The sequence below is a fragment of the Nocardiopsis sp. iso_25 genome, from assembly GCF_056173305.1.
The window spans coordinates 3,667,154-3,686,416 of record NZ_CM149667.1 but is presented as its reverse complement, the minus strand read 5'-3'; the positions used below and the strand labels follow the sequence as shown (position 1 = coordinate 3,686,416).

At 73.0% G+C, this 19,263-nt stretch carries 15 protein-coding genes and 1 pseudogene; 8 read left to right on the top strand and 8 right to left on the bottom strand.

Features of this window, described 5'->3' with window-relative positions; translation table 11 throughout:
- Window positions 1-111 precede the first annotated feature (111 nt).
- Window positions 112-468, bottom strand: a pseudogene (locus AC0VX6_RS16015) (LysR substrate-binding domain-containing protein); the annotation flags it as partial.
- Between AC0VX6_RS16015 and AC0VX6_RS16010 the strand changes: the two are divergent.
- Window positions 434-1,042, top strand: a complete 609-nt coding sequence (locus tag AC0VX6_RS16010; protein ID WP_475464962.1) for an SDR family NAD(P)-dependent oxidoreductase — start codon at window positions 434-436, stop codon at window positions 1,040-1,042. The pseudogene AC0VX6_RS16015 and the gene AC0VX6_RS16010 overlap by 35 nt on opposite strands.
- Before the next feature lie 22 nt (window positions 1,043-1,064).
- Here AC0VX6_RS16010 and AC0VX6_RS16005 read toward each other — a convergent pair whose 3' ends face one another.
- Window positions 1,065-1,685, bottom strand: coding sequence for an FMN reductase (locus AC0VX6_RS16005; RefSeq protein WP_274973499.1), 621 nt, complete (start codon window positions 1,683-1,685; stop codon window positions 1,065-1,067).
- Between the two features lie 502 nt (window positions 1,686-2,187).
- Between AC0VX6_RS16005 and AC0VX6_RS16000 the strand changes: the two genes are divergently transcribed.
- From AC0VX6_RS16000 to AC0VX6_RS15975, 6 genes are all read left to right on the top strand, one after another.
- Window positions 2,188-3,954, top strand: a complete 1,767-nt coding sequence (locus tag AC0VX6_RS16000; protein ID WP_475464960.1) for a glycoside hydrolase family 6 protein — start codon at window positions 2,188-2,190, stop codon at window positions 3,952-3,954.
- A gap of 435 nt (window positions 3,955-4,389) precedes the next feature.
- The gene (locus AC0VX6_RS15995; protein WP_274973497.1) at window positions 4,390-7,074 is read left to right on the top strand and encodes a glycoside hydrolase family 48 protein; all 2,685 of its coding nucleotides are present in this window, start codon (window positions 4,390-4,392) and stop codon (window positions 7,072-7,074) included.
- A gap of 72 nt (window positions 7,075-7,146) precedes the next feature.
- Window positions 7,147-8,586, top strand: a complete 1,440-nt coding sequence (locus AC0VX6_RS15990) for an endo-1,4-beta-xylanase (RefSeq protein WP_475464958.1) — start codon at window positions 7,147-7,149, stop codon at window positions 8,584-8,586.
- Between the two features lie 202 nt (window positions 8,587-8,788).
- Complete coding sequence (locus tag AC0VX6_RS15985; RefSeq protein WP_475464956.1) at window positions 8,789-10,153, top strand: cellulase family glycosylhydrolase; 1,365 nt, start codon at window positions 8,789-8,791, stop codon at window positions 10,151-10,153.
- 207 nt (window positions 10,154-10,360) lie between these two features.
- Entirely contained in the window at window positions 10,361-11,419 is a 1,059-nt protein-coding gene (locus AC0VX6_RS15980) for a lytic polysaccharide monooxygenase auxiliary activity family 9 protein (protein ID WP_274973494.1), read from the top strand.
- A 100-nt stretch (window positions 11,420-11,519) separates the two neighbouring features.
- Window positions 11,520-12,188 carry a maleylpyruvate isomerase family mycothiol-dependent enzyme gene (locus AC0VX6_RS15975; protein ID WP_274973493.1) on the top strand — a complete coding sequence of 223 codons (669 nt, stop codon included), beginning with the start codon at window positions 11,520-11,522 and terminating at the stop codon, window positions 12,186-12,188.
- A 56-nt stretch (window positions 12,189-12,244) separates the two neighbouring features.
- On the opposite strand, the gene AC0VX6_RS15970 is transcribed toward AC0VX6_RS15975, so the two are convergent.
- The 4 genes from AC0VX6_RS15970 to AC0VX6_RS15955 form a co-directional block, all read right to left on the bottom strand.
- Window positions 12,245-12,838: a flavin reductase family protein gene (locus AC0VX6_RS15970; RefSeq protein ID WP_248770792.1), complete on the bottom strand. Its 594-nt coding sequence runs from the start codon at window positions 12,836-12,838 to the stop codon at window positions 12,245-12,247.
- 66 nt (window positions 12,839-12,904) lie between these two features.
- A complete protein-coding gene (locus AC0VX6_RS15965) occupies window positions 12,905-13,927 on the bottom strand; it encodes a pyridoxal-phosphate dependent enzyme (protein ID WP_274973491.1) in 1,023 nt (340 codons plus the stop codon).
- Window positions 13,928-14,019: 92 nt separating this feature from the next.
- Entirely contained in the window at window positions 14,020-14,811 is a 792-nt protein-coding gene (locus AC0VX6_RS15960) for a Rossmann-like domain-containing protein (protein ID WP_475464954.1), read from the bottom strand.
- The gene (locus AC0VX6_RS15955) at window positions 14,808-15,527 is read right to left on the bottom strand and encodes a class I SAM-dependent methyltransferase (protein ID WP_274973489.1); all 720 of its coding nucleotides are present in this window, start codon (window positions 15,525-15,527) and stop codon (window positions 14,808-14,810) included. Before AC0VX6_RS15955 ends, AC0VX6_RS15960 begins: the two co-directional genes overlap by 4 nt.
- A 262-nt stretch (window positions 15,528-15,789) precedes the next feature.
- On the opposite strand from AC0VX6_RS15955, the gene AC0VX6_RS15950 reads away from it, so the two are divergent.
- Window positions 15,790-17,064, top strand: a complete 1,275-nt coding sequence (locus tag AC0VX6_RS15950) for an MFS transporter (protein WP_274973488.1) — start codon at window positions 15,790-15,792, stop codon at window positions 17,062-17,064.
- A gap of 45 nt (window positions 17,065-17,109) precedes the next feature.
- On the opposite strand, the gene AC0VX6_RS15945 is transcribed toward AC0VX6_RS15950, so the two are convergent.
- Both AC0VX6_RS15945 and AC0VX6_RS15940 read right to left on the bottom strand, forming a co-directional pair.
- Window positions 17,110-18,171 (bottom strand): FecCD family ABC transporter permease, encoded by a 1,062-nt coding sequence (locus tag AC0VX6_RS15945; RefSeq protein ID WP_274973487.1) that lies wholly within the window; start codon window positions 18,169-18,171, stop codon window positions 17,110-17,112.
- Window positions 18,168-19,259 carry a FecCD family ABC transporter permease gene (locus tag AC0VX6_RS15940; RefSeq protein WP_475464951.1) on the bottom strand — a complete coding sequence of 364 codons (1,092 nt, stop codon included), beginning with the start codon at window positions 19,257-19,259 and terminating at the stop codon, window positions 18,168-18,170. Before AC0VX6_RS15940 ends, AC0VX6_RS15945 begins: the two co-directional genes overlap by 4 nt.
- Window positions 19,260-19,263 lie beyond the last annotated feature (4 nt).

Below are 19,263 nucleotides of genomic sequence, written 5' to 3'. Positions count from 1 at the left end.
CTCGGAGCCGCCGCACGTCCCGGCGCCGCGGAGCCCGTCCGCCGAGTGCACGAGCGAGGCGACCTCCCGGGAACGGCTGCCCGAGGGCCAGGCCAGCACCGTGGTGACCGGCGGCGCGTCGACCACGGGCACCGCGACGTGTTCGGGCCACTGCCAGGCGCGGCTGGAGGCGGGGATGACCAGCAGCGTCCGGCCCAGCGCCACGAGCTGGGCGAGCTGCGACTGGGTGCGAACCTCCGGCCCTGGCCCGTCCGGGTAGGTTCCGTCGAGCCGGGGCCACCGGGCGATCGGCAGGCCCGGCACGTCGGCGACCTCCGCCAGCGTGAGCCGGTCGCGTGCGGCGAGCGGGTGCGCGGCGGGCAGGATCGCCACCTGGCCCTCGACGCAGAGCTCCTCGGTGTCGAACCCGGCGACGTCGTCGAAGGGCAGGTGCATGACCGCCACGTCGGCGCTCCCGTCGCGGAGCAGCCCCGCCTGCTCACCGACCTCGCACAGCAGGACCTCGACCGGTGCCGCGCCGGGTGCGCTCCCCGCCGCGGCGGAGACGATCGAGCGCGAGTCGGGGCGGCTCGACGTGCTCGTCGACAACGCGGGCATCGCCGGACGCACCGACGGCGGCGCCCAGGACCCGACCACCCTCGACCTCGACGTCCTCCGCGAGGTCCTGGACACGAACGTGTTCGGGGTCGTGCGGGTGACGAACGCGATGCTGCCGCTGCTCGGCCGCGCGAGCTCGCCGCGCATCGTCAACATGTCGAGCAACATGGGCTCGCTGACGCTGCGGACCGGCCCGGTCATGGCCGCGTACGCGCCGTCCAAGACCCTGCTCAACAGCGTCACGGCGCAGTACGCCCGCCGGTTCGCCGACACGAACGTCATCGTCAACGCCGCCTGCCCGGGCTACGTGGCGACCGACTTCACCGGGTTCAACGCGCCGCGGACGCCCGAGCAGGGCGCGGCGATCGCGATCCGGCTCGCCACCCTGCCCGACGACGGACCGCGCGGCGGTTTCTTCGACGACGAGGGCGCCGTCCCCTGGTGACCCCGGCCGGACGGCGGGCCGGTCAGGCGCCCAGGCCCGACATCAGGTCGGCGAAGGGGACCGGCTCCTCGTAGGGGTCCCCGGCGGCGGGGGAGCGGTCCGCGGCCAGCGCCGCGAGCTGGCGTCCGGCGCGCTCGACGCGCCGGGTCAGCTCGCGGCCGCCGCCCTCGCCCGAGCCCCAGTCCTCCGAGGCCGCGTACACGCCGGTGGGCGCGACCACCGAGCGGGTGTGGGCGAACATCGGCCGCAGCGCGTGCTCCAGCACCAGCGAGTGGCGCGGGCTGCCGCCGGTCGCGCCGATCAGCACGGGCATGCCGTCCAGGTCCTCGGGGTCGACCACGTCGAAGAAGGACTTGAACAGGCCGCTGTAGGAGGCGTTGAACACCGGGGTCACCGCGATGATCCCGTCCGCCCCGGCGATGTCCTCCAGCACACCGCGCAGCTCACCGGTGGGCACCCGGGTGGTCATCGCGTTCACGATGTCGTGCGCCACCTCGCGCAGCTCCACGGTGCGGACGCGGACCTCGTCGCCGCGCTCGCGCAGGGACGCCTCGGCGGCGGCGGTCAGCCGGTCGGCGAGCAGACGGGTCGAGGACGGCGTGCTCATCCCCGCCGAGACGGTCACCAGTGTGCGGGTCGCCATCTGTCCCCCTAGAAAAAAGCTTCTTGAGAAGTAGTTTCGCGATGAAACTACCAGAGGAACGGTGCGTCCGTCCCGGCTATTCCCCGAGGGGCGCCGCGGGGCGGAGGGCGGGCGTGTGCCGGGCGGCCAGGCGTTCTCCGGGATCGGGTCGCGCCACCGAACGCTGTTCTTTACGGGGTGTTTACATGTGAAGCCGTGGTGGTTATTCTCATGGGAGCGCTCCCGCATGATCTGGATCACATGCGATCCGGGTTGCGCGCGGGGGAGCTTGAGTGTCCGCGTTCCCGACCCATCCCATCCCGCCCTTCGCGCTCCTGTTGTGGAAGCGCTCCCACCCATGGGGTCACCCCCGCGTCGCCACACCCTCCACCGGAGGACGACGTGCCCCGCGCACCACCCGCACCACCCCCCACATCCGGATTCCACGCATCAGTCGGCGGCTCCGCGCCCCGACACTCTCGTCCCTCTGGCACCACCCCCCAACCATGAGGAAAAGCAAGAGATGAGCAGAATCCTGCGCGCTCCGGACAGACGTCCGGGCGCACGGCGCGGCCTCGCCGCGACATCGGCCCTGATCGTCGGCGCCGCACTGGCCGCGGCCGTGCCCGCCCCCGCCAGTGCCGCGGCCGGTTGCGAGGTCGACTACCAACTCAACGACTGGGGCTCCGGCTTCACCGCGAGCGTGGAGATCACCAACCTCGGCGACGCGGTCAACGGCTGGACCCTGGAATGGGACTTCGCCGGAAACCAGCGGGTCACCAACTCCTGGAACGGCACCGTCACCCAGAGCGGACAGAGCGTCTCGGCCACCGACGCCGGGTACAACGGCGCGATCGCCACGGACGGCACGGCCACTTTCGGCTTCCAGGGAACCTACTCGGGCGCCAACGCCGTCCCCGCCGAGTTCTCCCTGAACGGTGTGGCCTGTGAGGGCCTGGTCGACCCCGGACCCGACCCGGACCCCGATCCCGACCCCGATCCGGACCCGGACCCCGGTACGGGCGAGCGGGTGGACAACCCGTACGTGGGCGCTGACGTCTACGTCAACCCGATCTGGTCGGCCAACGCCGCCGCTGAGCCCGGTGGGGACGCCGTGGCCGATGAGCCCACCGGGGTGTGGCTGGACCGCATCAGCGCCATCGAGGGCAACGACAGCCCCACCACCGGCAGCATGGGTCTGCGCGATCACCTGGACGAGGCCCTGGTGCAGGCCGATGGTGAACCGTTGGTGTTCCAGGTGGTCATCTACAACCTGCCCGGCCGTGACTGCGCCGCGTTGGCCTCCAACGGCGAGCTGGGCCCGGACGAGATCGACCGGTACAAGAACGACTACATCGACCCGATCGCCGAGATCCTGGCCGACTACGAGGACACCGAACTGCGGGTGGTGACCACGGTCGAGATCGACTCGCTGCCCAACCTGGTCACCAACGTCTCCCCCCGCGAGACCGCGACCGAGAACTGCGACGAGATGCTGGCCAACGGCAACTACGTCGAGGGGGTGGGCTACGCCCTGGCGCAGTTGGGCGCGATCGACAACGTCTACAACTACGTCGACGCCGGTCACCACGGGTGGATCGGCTGGCAGGACAACTTCACCGCCTCGGCGGCGCTGTTCTACGAGGCGGCCAACGCCGCCGGGGCCAGCCCGGAGGATGTGCACGGGTTCATCGCCAACACCGCGAACTACTCGGCGCTGGTGGAGGACAACTTCGCCATCGGTGAGACCATCGCGGGCACGCCGGTGCGCCAGTCGGACTGGGTGGACTGGAACCAGTTCACCGACGAGTTGTCCTTCTCCCAGGCGTTGCGTGAGGAGCTGGTGGGCCAGGGCTTCGATTCCGGGATCGGGATGCTCATCGACACCTCCCGTAACGGGTGGGGCGGGCCGGACCGCCCGGACGGGCCGGGGCCGAGCACGGATGTGAACGCCTACGTGGACGGGGGCCGCTACGACCGCCGTATCCAGTCCGGGAACTGGTGCAACCAGTCGGGTGCCGGTCTGGGCGAGCGTCCCCAGGCCGAGCCCGAGGCGGGCATCGACGCCTACGTGTGGATGAAGCCTCCGGGTGAGTCCGACGGGTCCAGTGAGTTCATCGAGAACCCCGAGGGCAAGGGCTTCGACCGGATGTGCGACCCCACCTATGAGGGCAACCCGCGCAACGGCTACAACATGAGCGGCGCGCTGCCCGACGCGCCGATCTCGGGGCACTGGTTCTCCGCGCAGTTCCAGGAGCTGCTGGCCAACGCCTACCCGCCCATCCAGTAGGAGCGGCGACCGTCCGCCGGCGCGGTGAGTACGAGGGGTGCCCGTCCTACACGGGCGGGCACCTCCGCTCCGCGCTGCGTCCCGAAACTCCCCGGGGCGGTCCGGCCCGCCCCGGGGCCCCGGGAACTTAACGAGCAGTCACCACGGTTGCACCCGTTGTCTCCGTGTGTCGTGGGTGTTAACTTCGCCCCACGATGCCTGGGAGCGCTCCCGCAAGGTGTGCGCAAAACAGGCGTCCGAATTCCGGAAACCTACCGGATGCGCACCGGCCCGACCCGGGCAACGAGCCGCAGGTCACAGCGTCGTACCCGGCTCCCTCCCCCCACACCCGCACTCCGACCCCGCCGCCTCCCCCATCGGAGAGCTCCGCCCTGGCGCCGTCATCCGGCGCGCGAGGCCGCGGAGGGGAACGGAGAACCTGTCCGAGGAGGACACGTGACCACCCCCCGTCCCGGCCCGCGCCGCCCGGCGCGCTGGCGCAGACCCGCGCCCGCGCTCCTCGGCGCGGTGCTCTTAGCCGCCCTCCTTCCGGCCGCGCCCGCGCAGGCCGCACCGATTTGCTCCGTCGACTACCAGCTCAACGACTGGGGCTCGGGTTTCACGGCCGAAGTCTCGGTCACCAACGAGGCCGAGTCCGTCTCCGACTGGACGCTGGGCTGGGAGTTCTCCGGCAACCAGCGCATCAGCAACAGCTGGAGCGCGCAGGTCTCCCAGAGCGGCAGCTCCGTGACCGCCAGCGGCCCCTCCTGGGCACCCGGCCTCGCCTCCGGCCAGACCGCGACGTTCGGCTTCCAGGCCACCTACAGCGGCGCCAACGAGGTACCCGCCGACTTCACCCTCAACGGCCTGGACTGCGCGGGCGAGGACGAGGAGCCCGAGCCCGAGGACCCGGCCCTGGTCGTGGGCCCCGACTCGGTCACCCTGGAGCCCGGCGGCGAGGCCGCCTTCGACGTGGCCCTGTCCGAGGCGCCCGCCGAGGACGTGGCCGTCAGCGTGGAGCGCACCTCCGGCAGCTCGACCCTGTCGGTGGCCTCGGGCGCCTCGCTGACCTTCGGCGACGCCGACTGGGACACCCCGCAGGAGGTGACGGTCGCCTCCTCCGGCGACGGCTCGGGCGACCCCGCCCGGGCCGAGTTCACCGTCTCCGCAGAGGGCTACGATCCCGTGGTCGTCACCGCGCGCGAACTCTCCGGGGCCTCCAACGCCTACGAGGAGGAGTTCCTCACCCAGTACGACAAGATCAAGGACCCCGACAGCGGCTACTTCCGCGAGTTCGACGGCCTCCTCGTGCCGTACCACTCGGTGGAGACCCTGATCGTGGAGGCGCCCGACCACGGCCACGCCACCACCTCCGAGGCCTACAGCTACTACCTGTGGCTGGAGGCGGCCTACGGCAGGATCACCGGCGACTGGGAGCCCTTCAACTCCGCGTGGGAGTCCATGGAGGCCTTCATCATCCCGGGCACGGCCGACCAGCCCACGAACGGCTCCTACGACCCGTCGGCCCCGGCCACCTACATCCCCGAGTCGCTCGCCCCGAGCGACTACCCGATGGCGCTGGACGACTCGGTCGAGGCGGGGCAGGACCCGCTCGCCCAGGAGCTGAGCAGCACCTACGGCACCGACGAGGTCTACGGCATGCACTGGCTGCTGGACGTGGACAACACCTACGGCTACGGGTTCTGCGGCGACGGGACCGACGAGGCCCCCGCCTACATCAACACCTTCCAGCGCGGCTCCAACGAGTCGGTCTGGGAGACCGTGCCGCACCCGTCCTGCGAGACCTTCCAGCACGGCGGCGAGAACGGGTTCCTCGACCTGTTCACCGACGACGACAACTACTCCGAGCAGTGGCGCTACACCAACGCCCCCGACGCCGACGCGCGCGCCGTCCAGGTGGCCTACCTGGCGCACGAGTGGGCCTCGGAGCAGGGCAACGAGGGCGCGATCGCCGAGAACGTCTCCAACGCGGCGATGATGGGCGACTACCTGCGCTACGCCATGTTCGACAAGTACTTCAAGGAGATCGGCGACTGCGTCGACCCCCAGTCCTGCCCGCCCGGATCGGGCAAGGACTCCGCGCACTACCTCATGGCCTGGTACTACTCCTGGGGCGGCGCGCTGGAGAGCGCCCAGTACCCCTGGGCCTGGCGCATCGGCGGATCCTCCGCCCACCAGGGCTACCAGAACGTGATGGCGGCCTACGCGCTCTCGGAGGTGTCCGCGCTCCAGCCGGAGTCGGCCACCGGCACCGAGGACTGGGGCACCAGCCTCGACCGGCAACTGGAGTTCCTGGAGTGGCTCCAGTCCTCCGACGGCGCCATCGCGGGCGGCGCGACCAACAGCTGGGAGGGCACCTACGCCCAGCCGCCCTCGGGCACGCCCACCTTCTACGGCATGTTCTACGACGAGAAGCCCGTCTGGCACGACCCGCCGTCCAACCGCTGGTTCGGCTTCCAGGTCTGGGACATGGAGCGGGTGGCCGAGTACTACCGCATCACCGGCGACGAGCGCGCCGGGGACATCCTGGACGACTGGGTGCCCTGGGCGATCGCCAACACCACCGTCGGCGAGAACGGCGAGTTCGCCATCCCCGCCGACATGGAGTGGAGCGGACAGCCCGACACCTGGACGGGCGAGTCCACGGGCAACCCCGACCTGAGCGTCGAGGTCGTCTCGCACGGACAGGACGTCGGCATCGCCGCGGGCCTGGCCAAGACCCTCATGCACTACGCCGCCGCCACCGGTGACGCCGACTCCCGGGCGACGGCCGAGGGCCTGCTCGACGCCCTCCTGGCCAACCAGGACGACCTGGGCGTCGCCGTTCCCGAGACGCGGGCCGACTACGCCCGCTTCGACGACGAGTTCGGCGCCCCCGACGGCGGCCTCTACATCCCCGAGGGATGGACCGGCCAGATGCCCAACGGGGACCCGGTCGACTCCGACTCCACGTTCCTGTCCATCCGGTCCTTCTACGAGGACGACCCGAACTGGCCCCAGGTCGAGGAGTACCTCAACGGGGGGCCGGTGCCCGAGTTCACCTACCACCGCTTCTGGGCGCAGGTGGACGTGGCCACAGCCCTCGCCACCCACGGCGAGTTGTTCGGCGACGGCGCCTGACCGGCCGTAGCCGCACGGGGGCGGGCGCCGACGGCGCCCGCCCCCGATCCCCCCACAGGAGAAAGGAACACCATGTCGCTCACCAAGGGGCGAAGACGGCTCCGGGGAGGGGCCGCCGCCGCGGTCGCCCTCGCCCTCAGCCTGGTCACGGGCGGTCTGACCGCCGCGGCCCACGCCGAGGACACCGCGCTCACGGCGCAGGAGGCGGCCCGGGCCCAGCAGGCCACCCTGCGCGAACTCGCCGACCAGCGCGGGCTGCGCATGGGCACCGCGGTCGCGTCGCAGCACCTGAACCAGGCGGACTACGCCCGGACCGCCGCGACCGAGTTCAACTCCGTCACCCACGAGAACGACCTCAAGTGGGAGACCGTCCAGCCCCAGCCCGGGCAGTTCAACTGGACCAACGCCGACCGCATCGTGGACTTCGCCCAGCAGAACGACCAGCTGGTCCACGGCCACACGCTGGTGTGGCACAGCCAGCTGCCCCCATGGGTGAGGGACGGCACCTTCAGCCGGGACCAGCTGCTGGACGTCATGGAAACCCACATCAGCACCACCGTGGGGCGCTACCGCGACGACATCGCCACCTGGGACGTCGTCAACGAGCCCATCGGGGACAACGTGCAGTTCCGCGACTCGGTCTTCTACCGGACGCTGGGGGAGGACTTCATCGCGGAGGCCTTCCGGATGGCCGACCGGGCCGACCCCGACGCCCGCCTGTTCATCAACGACTACAACATCGACGGGATCAACGCCAAGAGCGACGCCTACTACGAGCTGGTCCGGGACCTGCTGGCGCAGGGCGTGCCGATCGACGGCATCGGCTTCCAGGGCCACCTCATCGCGGGACAGGTCCCCTCCAGCATCCAGCAGAACATCCAGCGCTTCGTGGACCTGGGCCTGGAGGTGATGATCACCGAGCTGGACATCCGCATCCAGACGCCCGCCACCCAGCAGAAGCTGGAGCAGCAGGCCAGGGACTACGAGCAGGTGGTCAACGCCTGCTACGCGGTCGACGGGTGCTCCGGCGTGATCGTGTGGGGCGTCACCGACGCCCACTCCTGGGTCCCCGGCACCTTCCCGGGCGAGGGTGCGGCGCTGCCCATCGACGACAACTACGATCCCAAGCCCGCCTACTGGTCGATCCACGAGGCGCTCGGCGGTGACCCCGGCCCCGATCCCGACCCGGACCCGGACCCGACCGACCCTCCGTCGGGTGAGTGTGAGGCGGTGTACTCGGTGACGAACCAGTGGCAGGGGGGTTTCCAGGCTCAGGTGACGGTGACGGCGGGTGCGGCTCTGTCGGGGTGGACCGTGGAGTGGACCTTCGGTAGCGGTGAGAGCGTCTCGCACGCCTGGAACGCTTCGGTGTCCGGTAGTGGCGGGAGTGTGACCGCGACGAACGTGGGTTACAACGGCGCGCTGGCGGCGGGGCAGTCGACCTCGTTCGGGTTCGTCGGCAACTCCAGCGGAGGTGTCTCCACGCCCGAACTCACGTGCAGCGGCTCCTGACCGGCGACCGACCCCGTCCGCGGGGGAGTACCGGAACCCAACGACGCTGACGCGACCGCCCCGGAACAGGCCGCGCCTGTGTCAGGACCGGGCGCCGGGGGAACGCAGCCGCCGACCCCCGGCGCCCACCCGGTCCCCGCCCGCCAGGGCGGGAGCCCCCGCAACACGACAACGTTGTCCGCCCCTCTACCTGGAGCCCCCCATGGTCAAACGCCTGCTGATCGCCCTCGGGTCGGTCATCACCCTGGTGGCCGCACTGCTCGTGCACTCGCTGCCCGCGCACGCCGACACCGGCTTCCGCGTCAGCGACGGCCGCCTCGTCGACGCCGCCGGAAACGACTTCGTCATCCGCGGCGTCAGCCACGCCCACACCTGGTACGCCCAGGAGACCCAGTCGTTCACCGACATCAAGTCCCTGGGCGCCAACACCGTCCGCGTCGTCCTCAGCAGCGGCCAGCGCTGGACGGAGAACACCGCCGCCGACGTGGCCAACGTCGTCGACGAGTGCAAGACCAACCGGCTGATCTGCGTCCTGGAGGTGCACGACACCACCGGTTACGGCGACCAGGCCGGGGCCGCCACACTCGACCAGGCCGTCGACTACTGGCTGCGCATCCAGGAGGCCGTCGAGGGCGAGGAGGACCACATCCTCGTCAACATCGGCAACGAGCCCTACGGCAACGACGCCGCGATCAACCAGAACTGGGCCGCCGACACCAGCGACGCCGTCAACCGCCTGCGCGACGCGGGCTTCGACCACACCCTGGTCGTGGACGCGCCGAACTGGGGCCAGGACTGGGCGGGCGTCATGCGCGAGGACGCCCAGTCGGTGTTCGACTCCGACCCGCACGCCAACACGGTCTTCTCCGTGCACATGTACGGCGTCTACCAGCAGGAGTCGACGGTCGTCTCCTACCTGGAGCACTTCGTCGACGCGGGCCTGCCGCTGATCGTCGGCGAGTTCGGCCACGACCACTCCGACGGCAACCCCGACGAGGACGCCATCATGTCCCACGCCGAGCGCCTGGGCCTGGGCTACATCGGCTGGTCCTGGAGCGGCAACGGCAGTCCCGTGGAGTACCTGGACATGGTGGAGGGCTTCGACGTCCACAGCCTGACCCCCTGGGGCGAGCGCATCTTCAACGGACCGAACGGCATCGCCGCCACCGCCGAGGAGGCCCCGGTCTACGGCGGCGGCCCCGACCCGACCGATCCGCCCACCGAGGAGCCCACCGACCCGCCGACCGAGGAGCCCACGGACCCCCCGTCGGGTGAGTGTGAGGCGGTGTACTCGGTGACGAACCAGTGGCAGGGGGGTTTCCAGGCTCAGGTGACGGTGACGGCGGGTGCGGCTCTGTCGGGGTGGACCGTGGAGTGGACCTTCGGTAGCGGTGAGAGCGTCTCGCACGCCTGGAACGCTTCGGTGTCCGGTAGTGGCGGGAGTGTGACCGCGACGAACGTGGGTTACAACGGCGCGCTGGCGGCGGGGCAGTCGACCTCGTTCGGGTTCGTCGGCAACTCCAGCGGCAGCGTTTCGACCCCCGAACTCACGTGCAGCGGCTCCTGACCGGCCCGCACCCCCCCGTCCCCCGCGACCCGCGACTCCTACGACCCGGTGCCACTACAACCCGCAACCCCTACAACCCAGTGCCACCACAACCCGGTGACCACGTGATCCGAAGCACCCGCTGATCCCGCTGAGGGAACAGACCACCCGCCCCGGCCGCGCCGCCCCGGTGCGGCCGGGCACCCCCCACAGAGATTGGAGTGGCCCATGCGGTCACGCAGCACCCTCGCCATGGCCGTGGCGCTCGGCGGCCTCGCCGTCGGCACCACCGTCGTCGCGCTGCCCGACACGGCCCAGGCCCACGGCGCGTTCACCTACCCGGCCAGCCGCACCTACGCCTGCTTCCAGGACGCCACCGGCGGCAGCAGCGGCGGCGCGCTCGCACCGACCAACGACGCCTGCGCCGACGCGCTGGCCGAGGGCGGCAACTACCCGTTCTGGAACTGGTTCGGCAACCTCATCAGCAACTCCGACGGTCGCCACCAGGAGTTCGTGGCCGACGGCGAGCTGTGCGGGCCCACCGACAGCTTCTCCGCCTTCAACGCGGTCCGCGCCGACTGGCCGACCACCGAGCTGCCCGCCAACACGACGGTGGAGTTCCACCACAACGCCTGGGCCGCGCACCCGGGCACCTTCTACACCTACGTCACCGAGGACGGGTTCGACCCCGCGACCGACGCGCTGACCTGGGACTCCCTGGAGCTGATCGACGAGGTCACCGACCCGCCGCTGCGCAGCGGCGGCGTCGCCGGGGCCGAGTACTACTGGGACGTGGACCTGCCCGACAAGGAGGGCCAGCACGTCATCTACGTGGTGTGGGAGCGCTCCGACAGCCCCGAGGCGTTCTACAACTGCTCCGACGTGGTCTTCGAAGGGGGAACGGGCGGCAACCCGGACCCCGAACCGGAGCCCGAGCCGGAACCCGAGCCGGAGCCTGAGCCCGAGCCCACGGACCCGCCGACGGGCGAGTACTGCACGGCCGAGTACACGGTCCTCAACGAGTGGCAGGGCGGCTTCCAGGCCGAGGTCGAGGTCACCGCGGGGGACAACGGGACCGACGGCTGGATGGTGGACTGGGTGTTCGCCAACGGCCAGGCGGTCAGCAGCGCCTGGAACGCCTCGCTCGTCAACCACGGCGCCCACTTCGAGGCCACGAACGCCGCGCACAACGGCTCGCTCGCGGCCGGGGAGAGCGCCAGCTTCGGGTTCACCGCCACCTCGGGGAACGTGAACATCGAGCCGCGGGTGTCCTGCCAGGAGCCGTGACCTGACCATCCCGGAGGGACCGTACCCCCCACATGAGGGCCGCACCGGCCCGCGCGGTCCCGGCGCCACGGTACCGAACAGCGTTCGGTACCGTGGCGCCATGGACACCGCGAAGATCTACACCTCCTGCCAGGAGCGCATGCTCGCGCTCGCCGACGACCTGAGCGCCGAGCAGCTCGCCGCGCCCGTTCCCGCCCTGCCCGCGTGGACCGTCCGGCAGACCTACGCCCACCTGGCCGGGCTCTGCGCCGACGTGCCCGCGGAACGGGTCACGCCCCCGGCCGACGACGCCGTCACCGCCCGCCAGGTGGCCGAGCGCGAGCACCTGGACATCGCCGCGCTCTGCGCGGCCTGGCGCGCGGACACCCCGGCCCTGCTGGAGGTGTTCGCCACCCGGACCCGGGCCCGCTACTCGCTGCCCGCGATCGACGTGTGGCACCACGAGAACGACGTCCGGGGCGCGCTGGGGATGCCCGCCCAGACCGGGCACGCCGACGAACTGGCCGCCTTCGTCCTGGGCGCGACGGCCCGCGCGTGGTCCCCCGAACTGCCCGGCGTGCGCGTGGCGGCCGTGGACACCGGCCGGGAGTGGGCCTTCGGCGAGCGGGCCGACCTGGAGTGGTCGGCCACGGCCTTCGAGCTGGTGCGCGCCGCCACCGGCCGCCGCAGCGCCGCCCAGATACGCGCCATGGACTGGAGCGGCGACCCCGCCGGCGTCCTGTACCGCCTGTCGGCCTTTCCCTTCCCGGAGACCGACCTGCGGGTCTGACCGCGGGCGGGCGAGGACGGCCGCGGCCGCGGTCAGGGACCGCAGGTCGCCGCCGGTCAGGGCCGGTACGGGATCCGGTCGAGGGCCCGCACCTCGCCCAGCGTGGACCACTCGTTGCGGCCCAGCCGCGCCAGCGGGCGCAGCAGGGCCGCCTCGGGGTGCCCGTCCACCAGCACCGACTCGTCCACGGCCGCCCGCACCACCCGGCCGAACACCACCGTCGAGTCGCCCAGGCCCACCGTCGAGTGCAGCACGCACTCCAGCGCCACCGGGGAGTCGGCCACCCGGGGCGGGCGCACCGACGCGCTGGGCTCGCGCCCGATCCCCAGGGCCTCGAACTCGCTCACCTCCGGCGGGTAGGAGGTGCCGCTGGCGTTGACCTGTTCCTGCATCGGCTCCGGGGCCAGGTTGACCACGAACTCGCCGGTCTCCTCCACGTTGCGCAGCGAGTCCTTGCGCCGCACCGAGGTGAACTGCACGATCGGCGGCTGTGTGCACGCGACGGTGAAGAAGGAGTGCGGCGCGAGGTTGTCCACGCCCGCCGCCGACGTGGTCGAGACCCACGCGATCGGGCGCGGCAGGATCACGGCCGTCATCAGCTGGTAGAACGCTCGTCCGGGCAGGTCTTGCGGTGTCCATTCGGTACGCATCGGCATCGATTATCCCGCCCCGCGCGCGGGCGCGGCCACCGCCGCCCCGCGCCCGCGCTTCCGGCTTCAGGCCGTGCGGTCGAACTCCGCCTGCCGCGGCGCCCCGGCCCGGCGCCACTCCATGCGCGCCCAGGGCAGGCGCAGCTCGGAGGTGCCGGTGACGTCCAGCGGCTTGAGGTCCTCCACCGCCTCGGCCTCCCGGTGGCGGGCGAACACCGACTCGGTGTAGCGGTGGCCGGTGTCGGCGGCGACGAACACCACCGTCCGTCCGGGGGAGAGCCCGAGTTCCCACCGGGCGGCCAGGTAGGCGGCGCCGCTGGAGAGCCCCGCGAACACGGCGTGCCGCCGCAGCAGGTCGACCGTCCCGGCCAGGGCCGCGGTGAAACCGGTCCAGTGCACGGTGTCGTAGAGGGTGTGGTCGACGTTGCCGAAGGGGATGGCGCTGCCGATCCCCGCGATGATGATGTCCCGGTCGGGCACGCCGTCGCTGGCGAAGGTGACGCTGCCGAACGGCTGCACCCCCACCAGGCGGGTCCCCGGGTCGGCCTCGCGCAGGTAGGTGCCCAGCGCGCCGGTGGACACGCCCGTCCCCACACCGCCCACGAGCGTGAGGTCCGCGCCCGCCGTCTCCCGGCGGACCGTCTCGGCGACCTCGCGGTAGCCCAGGTAGTGCAGGGGGTCGTGGTACTGGCGCATCCAGTGGTGGTCCGGGTGGGCGGCCAGGACCTCCCGGACCCGGCGCACCCGGCGGCTCTGGTCCAGGCGCAGGTCGTCGCTGGGCTCCATCTGCTCCAGGCGCACGCCCAGGACCTCCAGCTGTACGCGCAGGGTGCGGTCGACGGTGGTGGAGCCGATGATGTGACATCGCAGCCCGTACCGGTGGCAGGCCAGCGCCAGCGCGTGCGCGTAGACGCCGCTGGAGCTGTCCACCACGGTGTCGCCGGGGCGGACGGCGCCGGTCTCGACGAGGTGGCGGACGGCGGCCAGGGCCGAGAGGGCCTTGAGGGTCTCGAACCGCAGGCACAGCAGTCCGCCGCCCAGGTCGATGAGGTCGGGGCGGCCGATCGCTTCCGAGGCGTGCTCGTCCACGGTCGTTCTCCTTACTGGTGGCTGGGGCGGGCGCGCGCGTGCGCCGGAGCGCGACGGTGCACGCGCGCGCCCGGGGAGGAGGGCGTGGGTGTTCAGACCGCCGGGGTCGCCCGGTAGCGGTAGAGCCGCGTGGGGTCGGCGCTGAACTGGGAGAAGGGGAAGGGCTCGGCGGAGACTCCGTCGACTCCGCGGCCGAGGAAGGCGCGCGCCACCGCGCTCGCGCTCTGGGCGTAGACGTACAGGGGGACGTCGCGCCCGCGGCACCGCGCCAGGATCGGGTCGAAGGTGCCGTTGCCCAGGGTCATGCCGGTGGCCACGACGGCGTCGGCGGCGTCGACCACCTCCTCCATGGACTCCGAGACGGGGTCGCCCCAGCGGGTGGTGCGCAGGTTCAGGTCGCAGGGCAGGCACTCGCCGCCGCGTTCGCGGATGGCGGCCACGAGGGGGTTGACGACGCCGATCAGCGCGATCCGCGCGCCCTCGGTGATGGGGACGAGGCCGGCGACGGCGGCGTCCCTGGCCTCCGCGCGCTGTTCGGGCGTCCCGGCGGGCAGGGCGACCGGCTCGGCCCGGGGGTCCTCGCGGTGCGGAGCGGTGTGGGCGAGGTGGGCGTCCAGGGCGGCCACCCGCAGGGGGAGGGGCCCCTGTGCGATCAGTTCGGCCAGCGGGGCGCCCGAGGCCTCACGGCACAGGTCCGGCGCGATCTGCCCGTCCTCGAAGGCGCAGGCCCCGAAGGCCCCGCCGACGCGCACGGCGACGTAGTGGTTGAGGTAGGTGGTGTCGCCCCCGGCCAGGCGGGTGCCGTGGTGGAGCCAGAAGACGCTGGTGGCCACGGTGTCGCCGACCCGGTCGGCGGTGTCGCGCAGGAGGTCGTCCAGGGTCATCTGCCGGCCTCCTGGAAGCGGAACAGGTAGGTCAGGACCCCGTCGCCCCAGTCGTGCCGGTGGTGCACCCCGGCCCGGAAGCCGGCGGCCTCCGCGTGCCCGACGATGCGGCGCAGGTCGGCGGTGTTGGAGGCGATGAGGAAGACCTCCGCGCCGGGGGCCAGGAGCGGGCGCTCGGCCAGCTGGGTGAAGAACTTCTCCGTGATCGGCGCGCCCACGCACACGTTGCGCACGACGTCGGGGTCGGTGCTGACCGTCCGGCTGACCGCGGGCGGGTTGAAGGTGACCACGTCGAGCGCGGTCCCGTCCGGGAAGCCCTCGAACATGTCGCCGGTCACGGGGACGAGTTCGGTGGCGGTGCCGTCCCCGAGCAGGCGCGCGAAGTTGTCGGCGGCGGCCTCCACACTGGGGGCGTGGACGTCGGCGGCGTGGACCCGGCGGGCGCCGCGGGCCCCCGCGGCGACGGCCTCCACGCCCAGGCCCACGCCCATGGCGGCGTAGCGCCGTCCGCGCACGTCGATGTCGTCGTCCAGGATGCGCTGGTGGATCATCCTGCTGGTCCCGCCGGGGAGGAAGACGCCGGGCGGCACCTCGAACCCCCAGCCGTTCCAGGTGTAGGAGCGGGTGGTGTGCAGGTCCTCTCGCGGCGGGTTGACGGCGAGGATCTGTTCGGCGGGAAGCGGTGGGGGCAGTTGGTCCACGAGGGAGCGGTCCACGGTCGTCCTTCCAAAAGGGGTTGGGAGTAACACGGGACACCAACGGGGAGCGCCGGATGTTCTGAGTACCGGAGTCCGCGCGCTATTGTAGATAAAACGATAACCATTGTCATTAGTGGGGTCGGAGTTCGCGTCCCCGGGGTGTGTCCGGCCAGTACCGCCCGCCGCCCGGCGGGGCGGGCCCTGTGACGGACATACCCGGGCGAGGGCGGCGTCAGCCGCGCCGCGCCGGTGACCACCCGCGGAGAGGACGTGGAAAGACGTGGCCCACACCCAGCAGACCGGCGCCGTGCCCACGGCCCCACCGCGCGCGCACGTGCTCCTCGACCCCGCCTTCCTGCGCCTGTGGTCGGGGAGCACCGCCTCGGGTCTGGCCACGTGGGCCATGCCGTTCATCCTCGGCCTGGCCGTCCTGGACGGAACGCTCACCGCCATGGGGCTCGGCCTGCTCCTGGCCACCCGCACCGGCGGGTTCCTCCTGGCCCTGCCGCTCGGCGGCCTGCTGGCCGACCGGCTCTCCCGCCGCGCGGTGGTGCTGTGGGCCGGGGTCCTCGCGGCGGCGGCCACTCCGCTGGTCGCCGCGGGCGTGGCGACCGGCGCCCTGGCGCTCGCGGCCGTGGCCGCGGCGGCCGTGGGCGCGGGACAGGGAGCCTGTAGACCCGCCTTCCAGGCGCTGACCGCCGAGGTCGTGGACGAGCCGCGCCGCCAGCGCGCCAACGCGGCGCTCACCATCTCCGTGCGGGTCACCACCCTGGTCGCCCCGGGGGCGACGGCGCTGCTCTCCACGGTCCTGGGCGTGCACGCCCTGCTCCTGGTCACCGCCGCGCTCTGGGCGGTCGCCGCCCTGGCCCCGCCCGGGGGACGGGGCGCCCCCGCCCCGGGGACGGCGCCCCCGCGCGGCCCCTCCCTGGTCGCCGACTTCCGCGACGGGCTGCGCGAGGCCCGGCGCCACACGTGGTTCCTCGCGGGGCTGGGCGCCCTGACGGCGGTGATCGCCACCGGCTACTCCGCCACGGGCGTGCTGCTCCCCGTGGTCAGCCGCGACACCTACGGCACCGAGGCGGTGCTGGCGGGCGCGCTGACCGCCTACACCGGCGGCGCGCTGGCCGGGGCGCTGCTGATCGGGCGCTGGCGCCCCTCCTCCCAGGGGTGGGTGGCGCTGGCGGGCCTGGCCCTGTACGGCCTCGCGCCGCTGAGCCTGCTCCTGCCCGTGGGCCCGTGGGCGGTGTTCGCCGCCTACGCCCTGGCGGGGGTCGGGATCGAGCTGTTCAACGTCCCGTGGTTCACCGCCGCCCAGCGCGAGGTCGCGCCCGACAAGCTCGCCCGCGTCTCCTCGCTGGACTTCCTGTTCTCCTACGGCCTGGCCCCGGTCGGGCTCGCGCTCATCGCCCCGGCGACCCAGGCCTTCGGCACGGAGGCGGTCCTGGTCGTGTGCGCCGCCCTGTGCTTCCTGGCCCCGGGGGCCGCGGCGCTCGCCCCCGGTTCGCGCCACTTCGCGATGGGGGGCCGCGGGGCCCCGGCCCCGCGGGCCGCCTGACCGGGAGGGCGCCCCGGCGACCCGCCGGGGCGGCCCCCCGGGCGCTCACCGGCCCCGCCCCGCCCCTTCGCCGCGCGCCAGCAGGTACAGCAGGAAGGGGGCGCCCAGCACCCCGGTGACCACCCCGACCGGCAGTTCGCTCCCCCCGAAGGCGGTGCGCGCGACCAGGTCCGCACCGGCCGCCAGGAGCGCTCCGCAGGCGGCGCAGGGCAGCAGCCCCAGAGCGCGTCCGCCCAGCAGACGCCGCACGATCTGCGGGGCCACCAGAGCGACGAACGCGACGGGACCGGCGACGGCGGTGGCCGCGGCCGCGAGCGCGGCGGAGGTGAACAGCAGGGCGCCCCGGGCGGGCCGCACCCGGCCGCCCAGGGCGGTCGCCGCGTCCTCGCCGAGCTGGAGCAGGGACAGCTGACGTGCCAGCACGAACGCGGTCGGCGCCAGGACGGCCAGCGCCACCGCCACCGTCACCACGTGCGGCCAGCCCCGGTTCGCCAGGCTGCCGGTGAGCCAGAGCACGGCGCGCTGCGCCGTGGTGAGTTCCGTGCGGGTCAGCAGGTACGACGTCACCGCGCCCAGCACCGCGGTGACCGCGATCCCCACCAGGACCAGCCGCTGCCCGCTGACACCGCGCCGATGGGCGAGCAGGTACAGCAGGAACGCGGTGGCCACGGACCCCGCCAGCGCGCTGGCCGCGATCGCCGCCGCCGTGCCGCCGAAGACCACGATGGCGAGCACCGCCCCGGTCGTCGCGCCCGCGCTGACCCCGATGACGTCCGGGCTGACCAGCGGATTGCGCGCCAGCCGTTGCAGCAGCGCCCCCGAGAGCGCCAGCGCCGCGCCCACGCCCAGCGCGGTGAGCACACGCGGCAGCCGCATCTCCACCACCACGTGGGTGACCATCACACCGGCACGGCCGGTGAGCGCGTCCACCACCTCGCCCACGGCCAGCTCGAAGTCCCCCAAGGTCAGCGAGACCAGGGCCACCGCCGCGGCCAGGGCGGTGAGCAGGCCGCCGAGCAGCACCGAGGGCCAGTACACCCGCACCGACAGCCCGCCCAGCCGGGCCACCCCCGTCCGGGGGCCCAGGACCCCGGAACGCGCCGTCACAGCCCCGCCACCCTTCGCCCGCGCACCAGGAGGACGAAGAACGGCGCACCGATGAGAGCGGCCAGGACGCCGACCTGCAACTCCTCGGGACGCGCCACCACACGGCCCGCGACGTCGGCCGCCAACAGCAGGACGGGCGCCAGCACCGCCGACCAGGGCAGCACCCAGCGGTGGTCGGGGCCGACCAGGGCCCGCACGACGTGCGGCACGGCGACTCCGACGAAGCCGATCGGACCCGCCACGGCCGTCGCCGTCCCGGCCAGGAGCACCACCGCCAGAGCGCTCGCCCCGCGCACCAGCCACAGCCGTGTCCCCAGGGAACGGGCCAGTTCGTCGCCGAGCGCCACCGCGTTCAGGGACCGGGCCGCCGCCACCGCCGCCACCAGCCCCGCGGCCAGGAACGGCAGCGCCTGGAGCAGCGCCGCGCCGTCGGCGCCCGCCAGCGAGCCCACCACCCAGAACCGGTACTCCTCCAGGCTCGCGCGGTCGCGCAGGACGAGCGCCGAGGTCAGCGAGCCGAGCAGGGCTGAGACCGCGGCTCCGGCGAGCGTGAGCCTGACCGGACCGCCGCCCTCCCGGCCCAGCGACCCGACGGCGTAGACCGCGCAGACGGCCGCCGCGGCGCCCGCGAAGGCGAAGCCGACGTAGCCCAGCAGCGAGGACGCACCGAACACGCTGATCGCCAGGACCGCGGCCAGGGAGGCGCCCGCGTTGACGCCGAGCACGCCGGGGTCGCCGAGGGGGTTGCGGGTCACCCCCTGCGCCAGGACCCCGGACACGCCCAGGGCAGCGCCGACCGCCAGCCCGGCCAGGGTGCGCGGCACACGCAGGTGCCGCACGACCAGGTCTGTGTCCGAACCGGTGAAACCGGCGTAGGCGAGGTACACGTCGGACACCGACAGCCGCTCGTAGCCGACCAGGACCGACACCAGCAGGGTCGCGGCCAGGACCAGCAGGGCCACCGCCAGCCCGGCCGCGCGGGCGTGGGCGCCGACGAGCACCCCGGAACCGTCGGCGGCGGCCCGCAGCCGACGCCGGACCCCCGAGGGCACGGTCGTCACGGGCCTCCCGGCCGTATGGGGGGCCATCGGC

Bases quoted from the DNA above. Each gene is read 5' to 3' on its own strand.
- AC0VX6_RS15990 (WP_475464958.1), top strand. From the start codon at position 7,147: ATGTCGCTCACCAAGGGGCGAAGACGGCTCCGGGGAGGGGCCGCCGCC.
- AC0VX6_RS16000 (WP_475464960.1), top strand. From the start codon at position 2,188: ATGAGCAGAATCCTGCGCGCTCCGGACAGACGTCCGGGCGCACGGCGC.
- AC0VX6_RS15985 (WP_475464956.1), top strand. From the start codon at position 8,789: ATGGTCAAACGCCTGCTGATCGCCCTCGGGTCGGTCATCACCCTGGTG.
- AC0VX6_RS15960 (WP_475464954.1), bottom strand. From the start codon at position 14,811: ATGACCCTGGACGACCTCCTGCGCGACACCGCCGACCGGGTCGGCGAC.
- AC0VX6_RS15970 (WP_248770792.1), bottom strand. From the start codon at position 12,838: ATGCGTACCGAATGGACACCGCAAGACCTGCCCGGACGAGCGTTCTAC.
- AC0VX6_RS15975 (WP_274973493.1), top strand. From the start codon at position 11,520: ATGGACACCGCGAAGATCTACACCTCCTGCCAGGAGCGCATGCTCGCG.
- AC0VX6_RS15980 (WP_274973494.1), top strand. From the start codon at position 10,361: ATGCGGTCACGCAGCACCCTCGCCATGGCCGTGGCGCTCGGCGGCCTC.
- AC0VX6_RS16010 (WP_475464962.1), top strand. From the start codon at position 434: ATGACCGCCACGTCGGCGCTCCCGTCGCGGAGCAGCCCCGCCTGCTCA.
- AC0VX6_RS15940 (WP_475464951.1), bottom strand. From the start codon at position 19,259: ATGGCCCCCCATACGGCCGGGAGGCCCGTGACGACCGTGCCCTCGGGG.
- AC0VX6_RS16005 (WP_274973499.1), bottom strand. From the start codon at position 1,685: ATGGCGACCCGCACACTGGTGACCGTCTCGGCGGGGATGAGCACGCCG.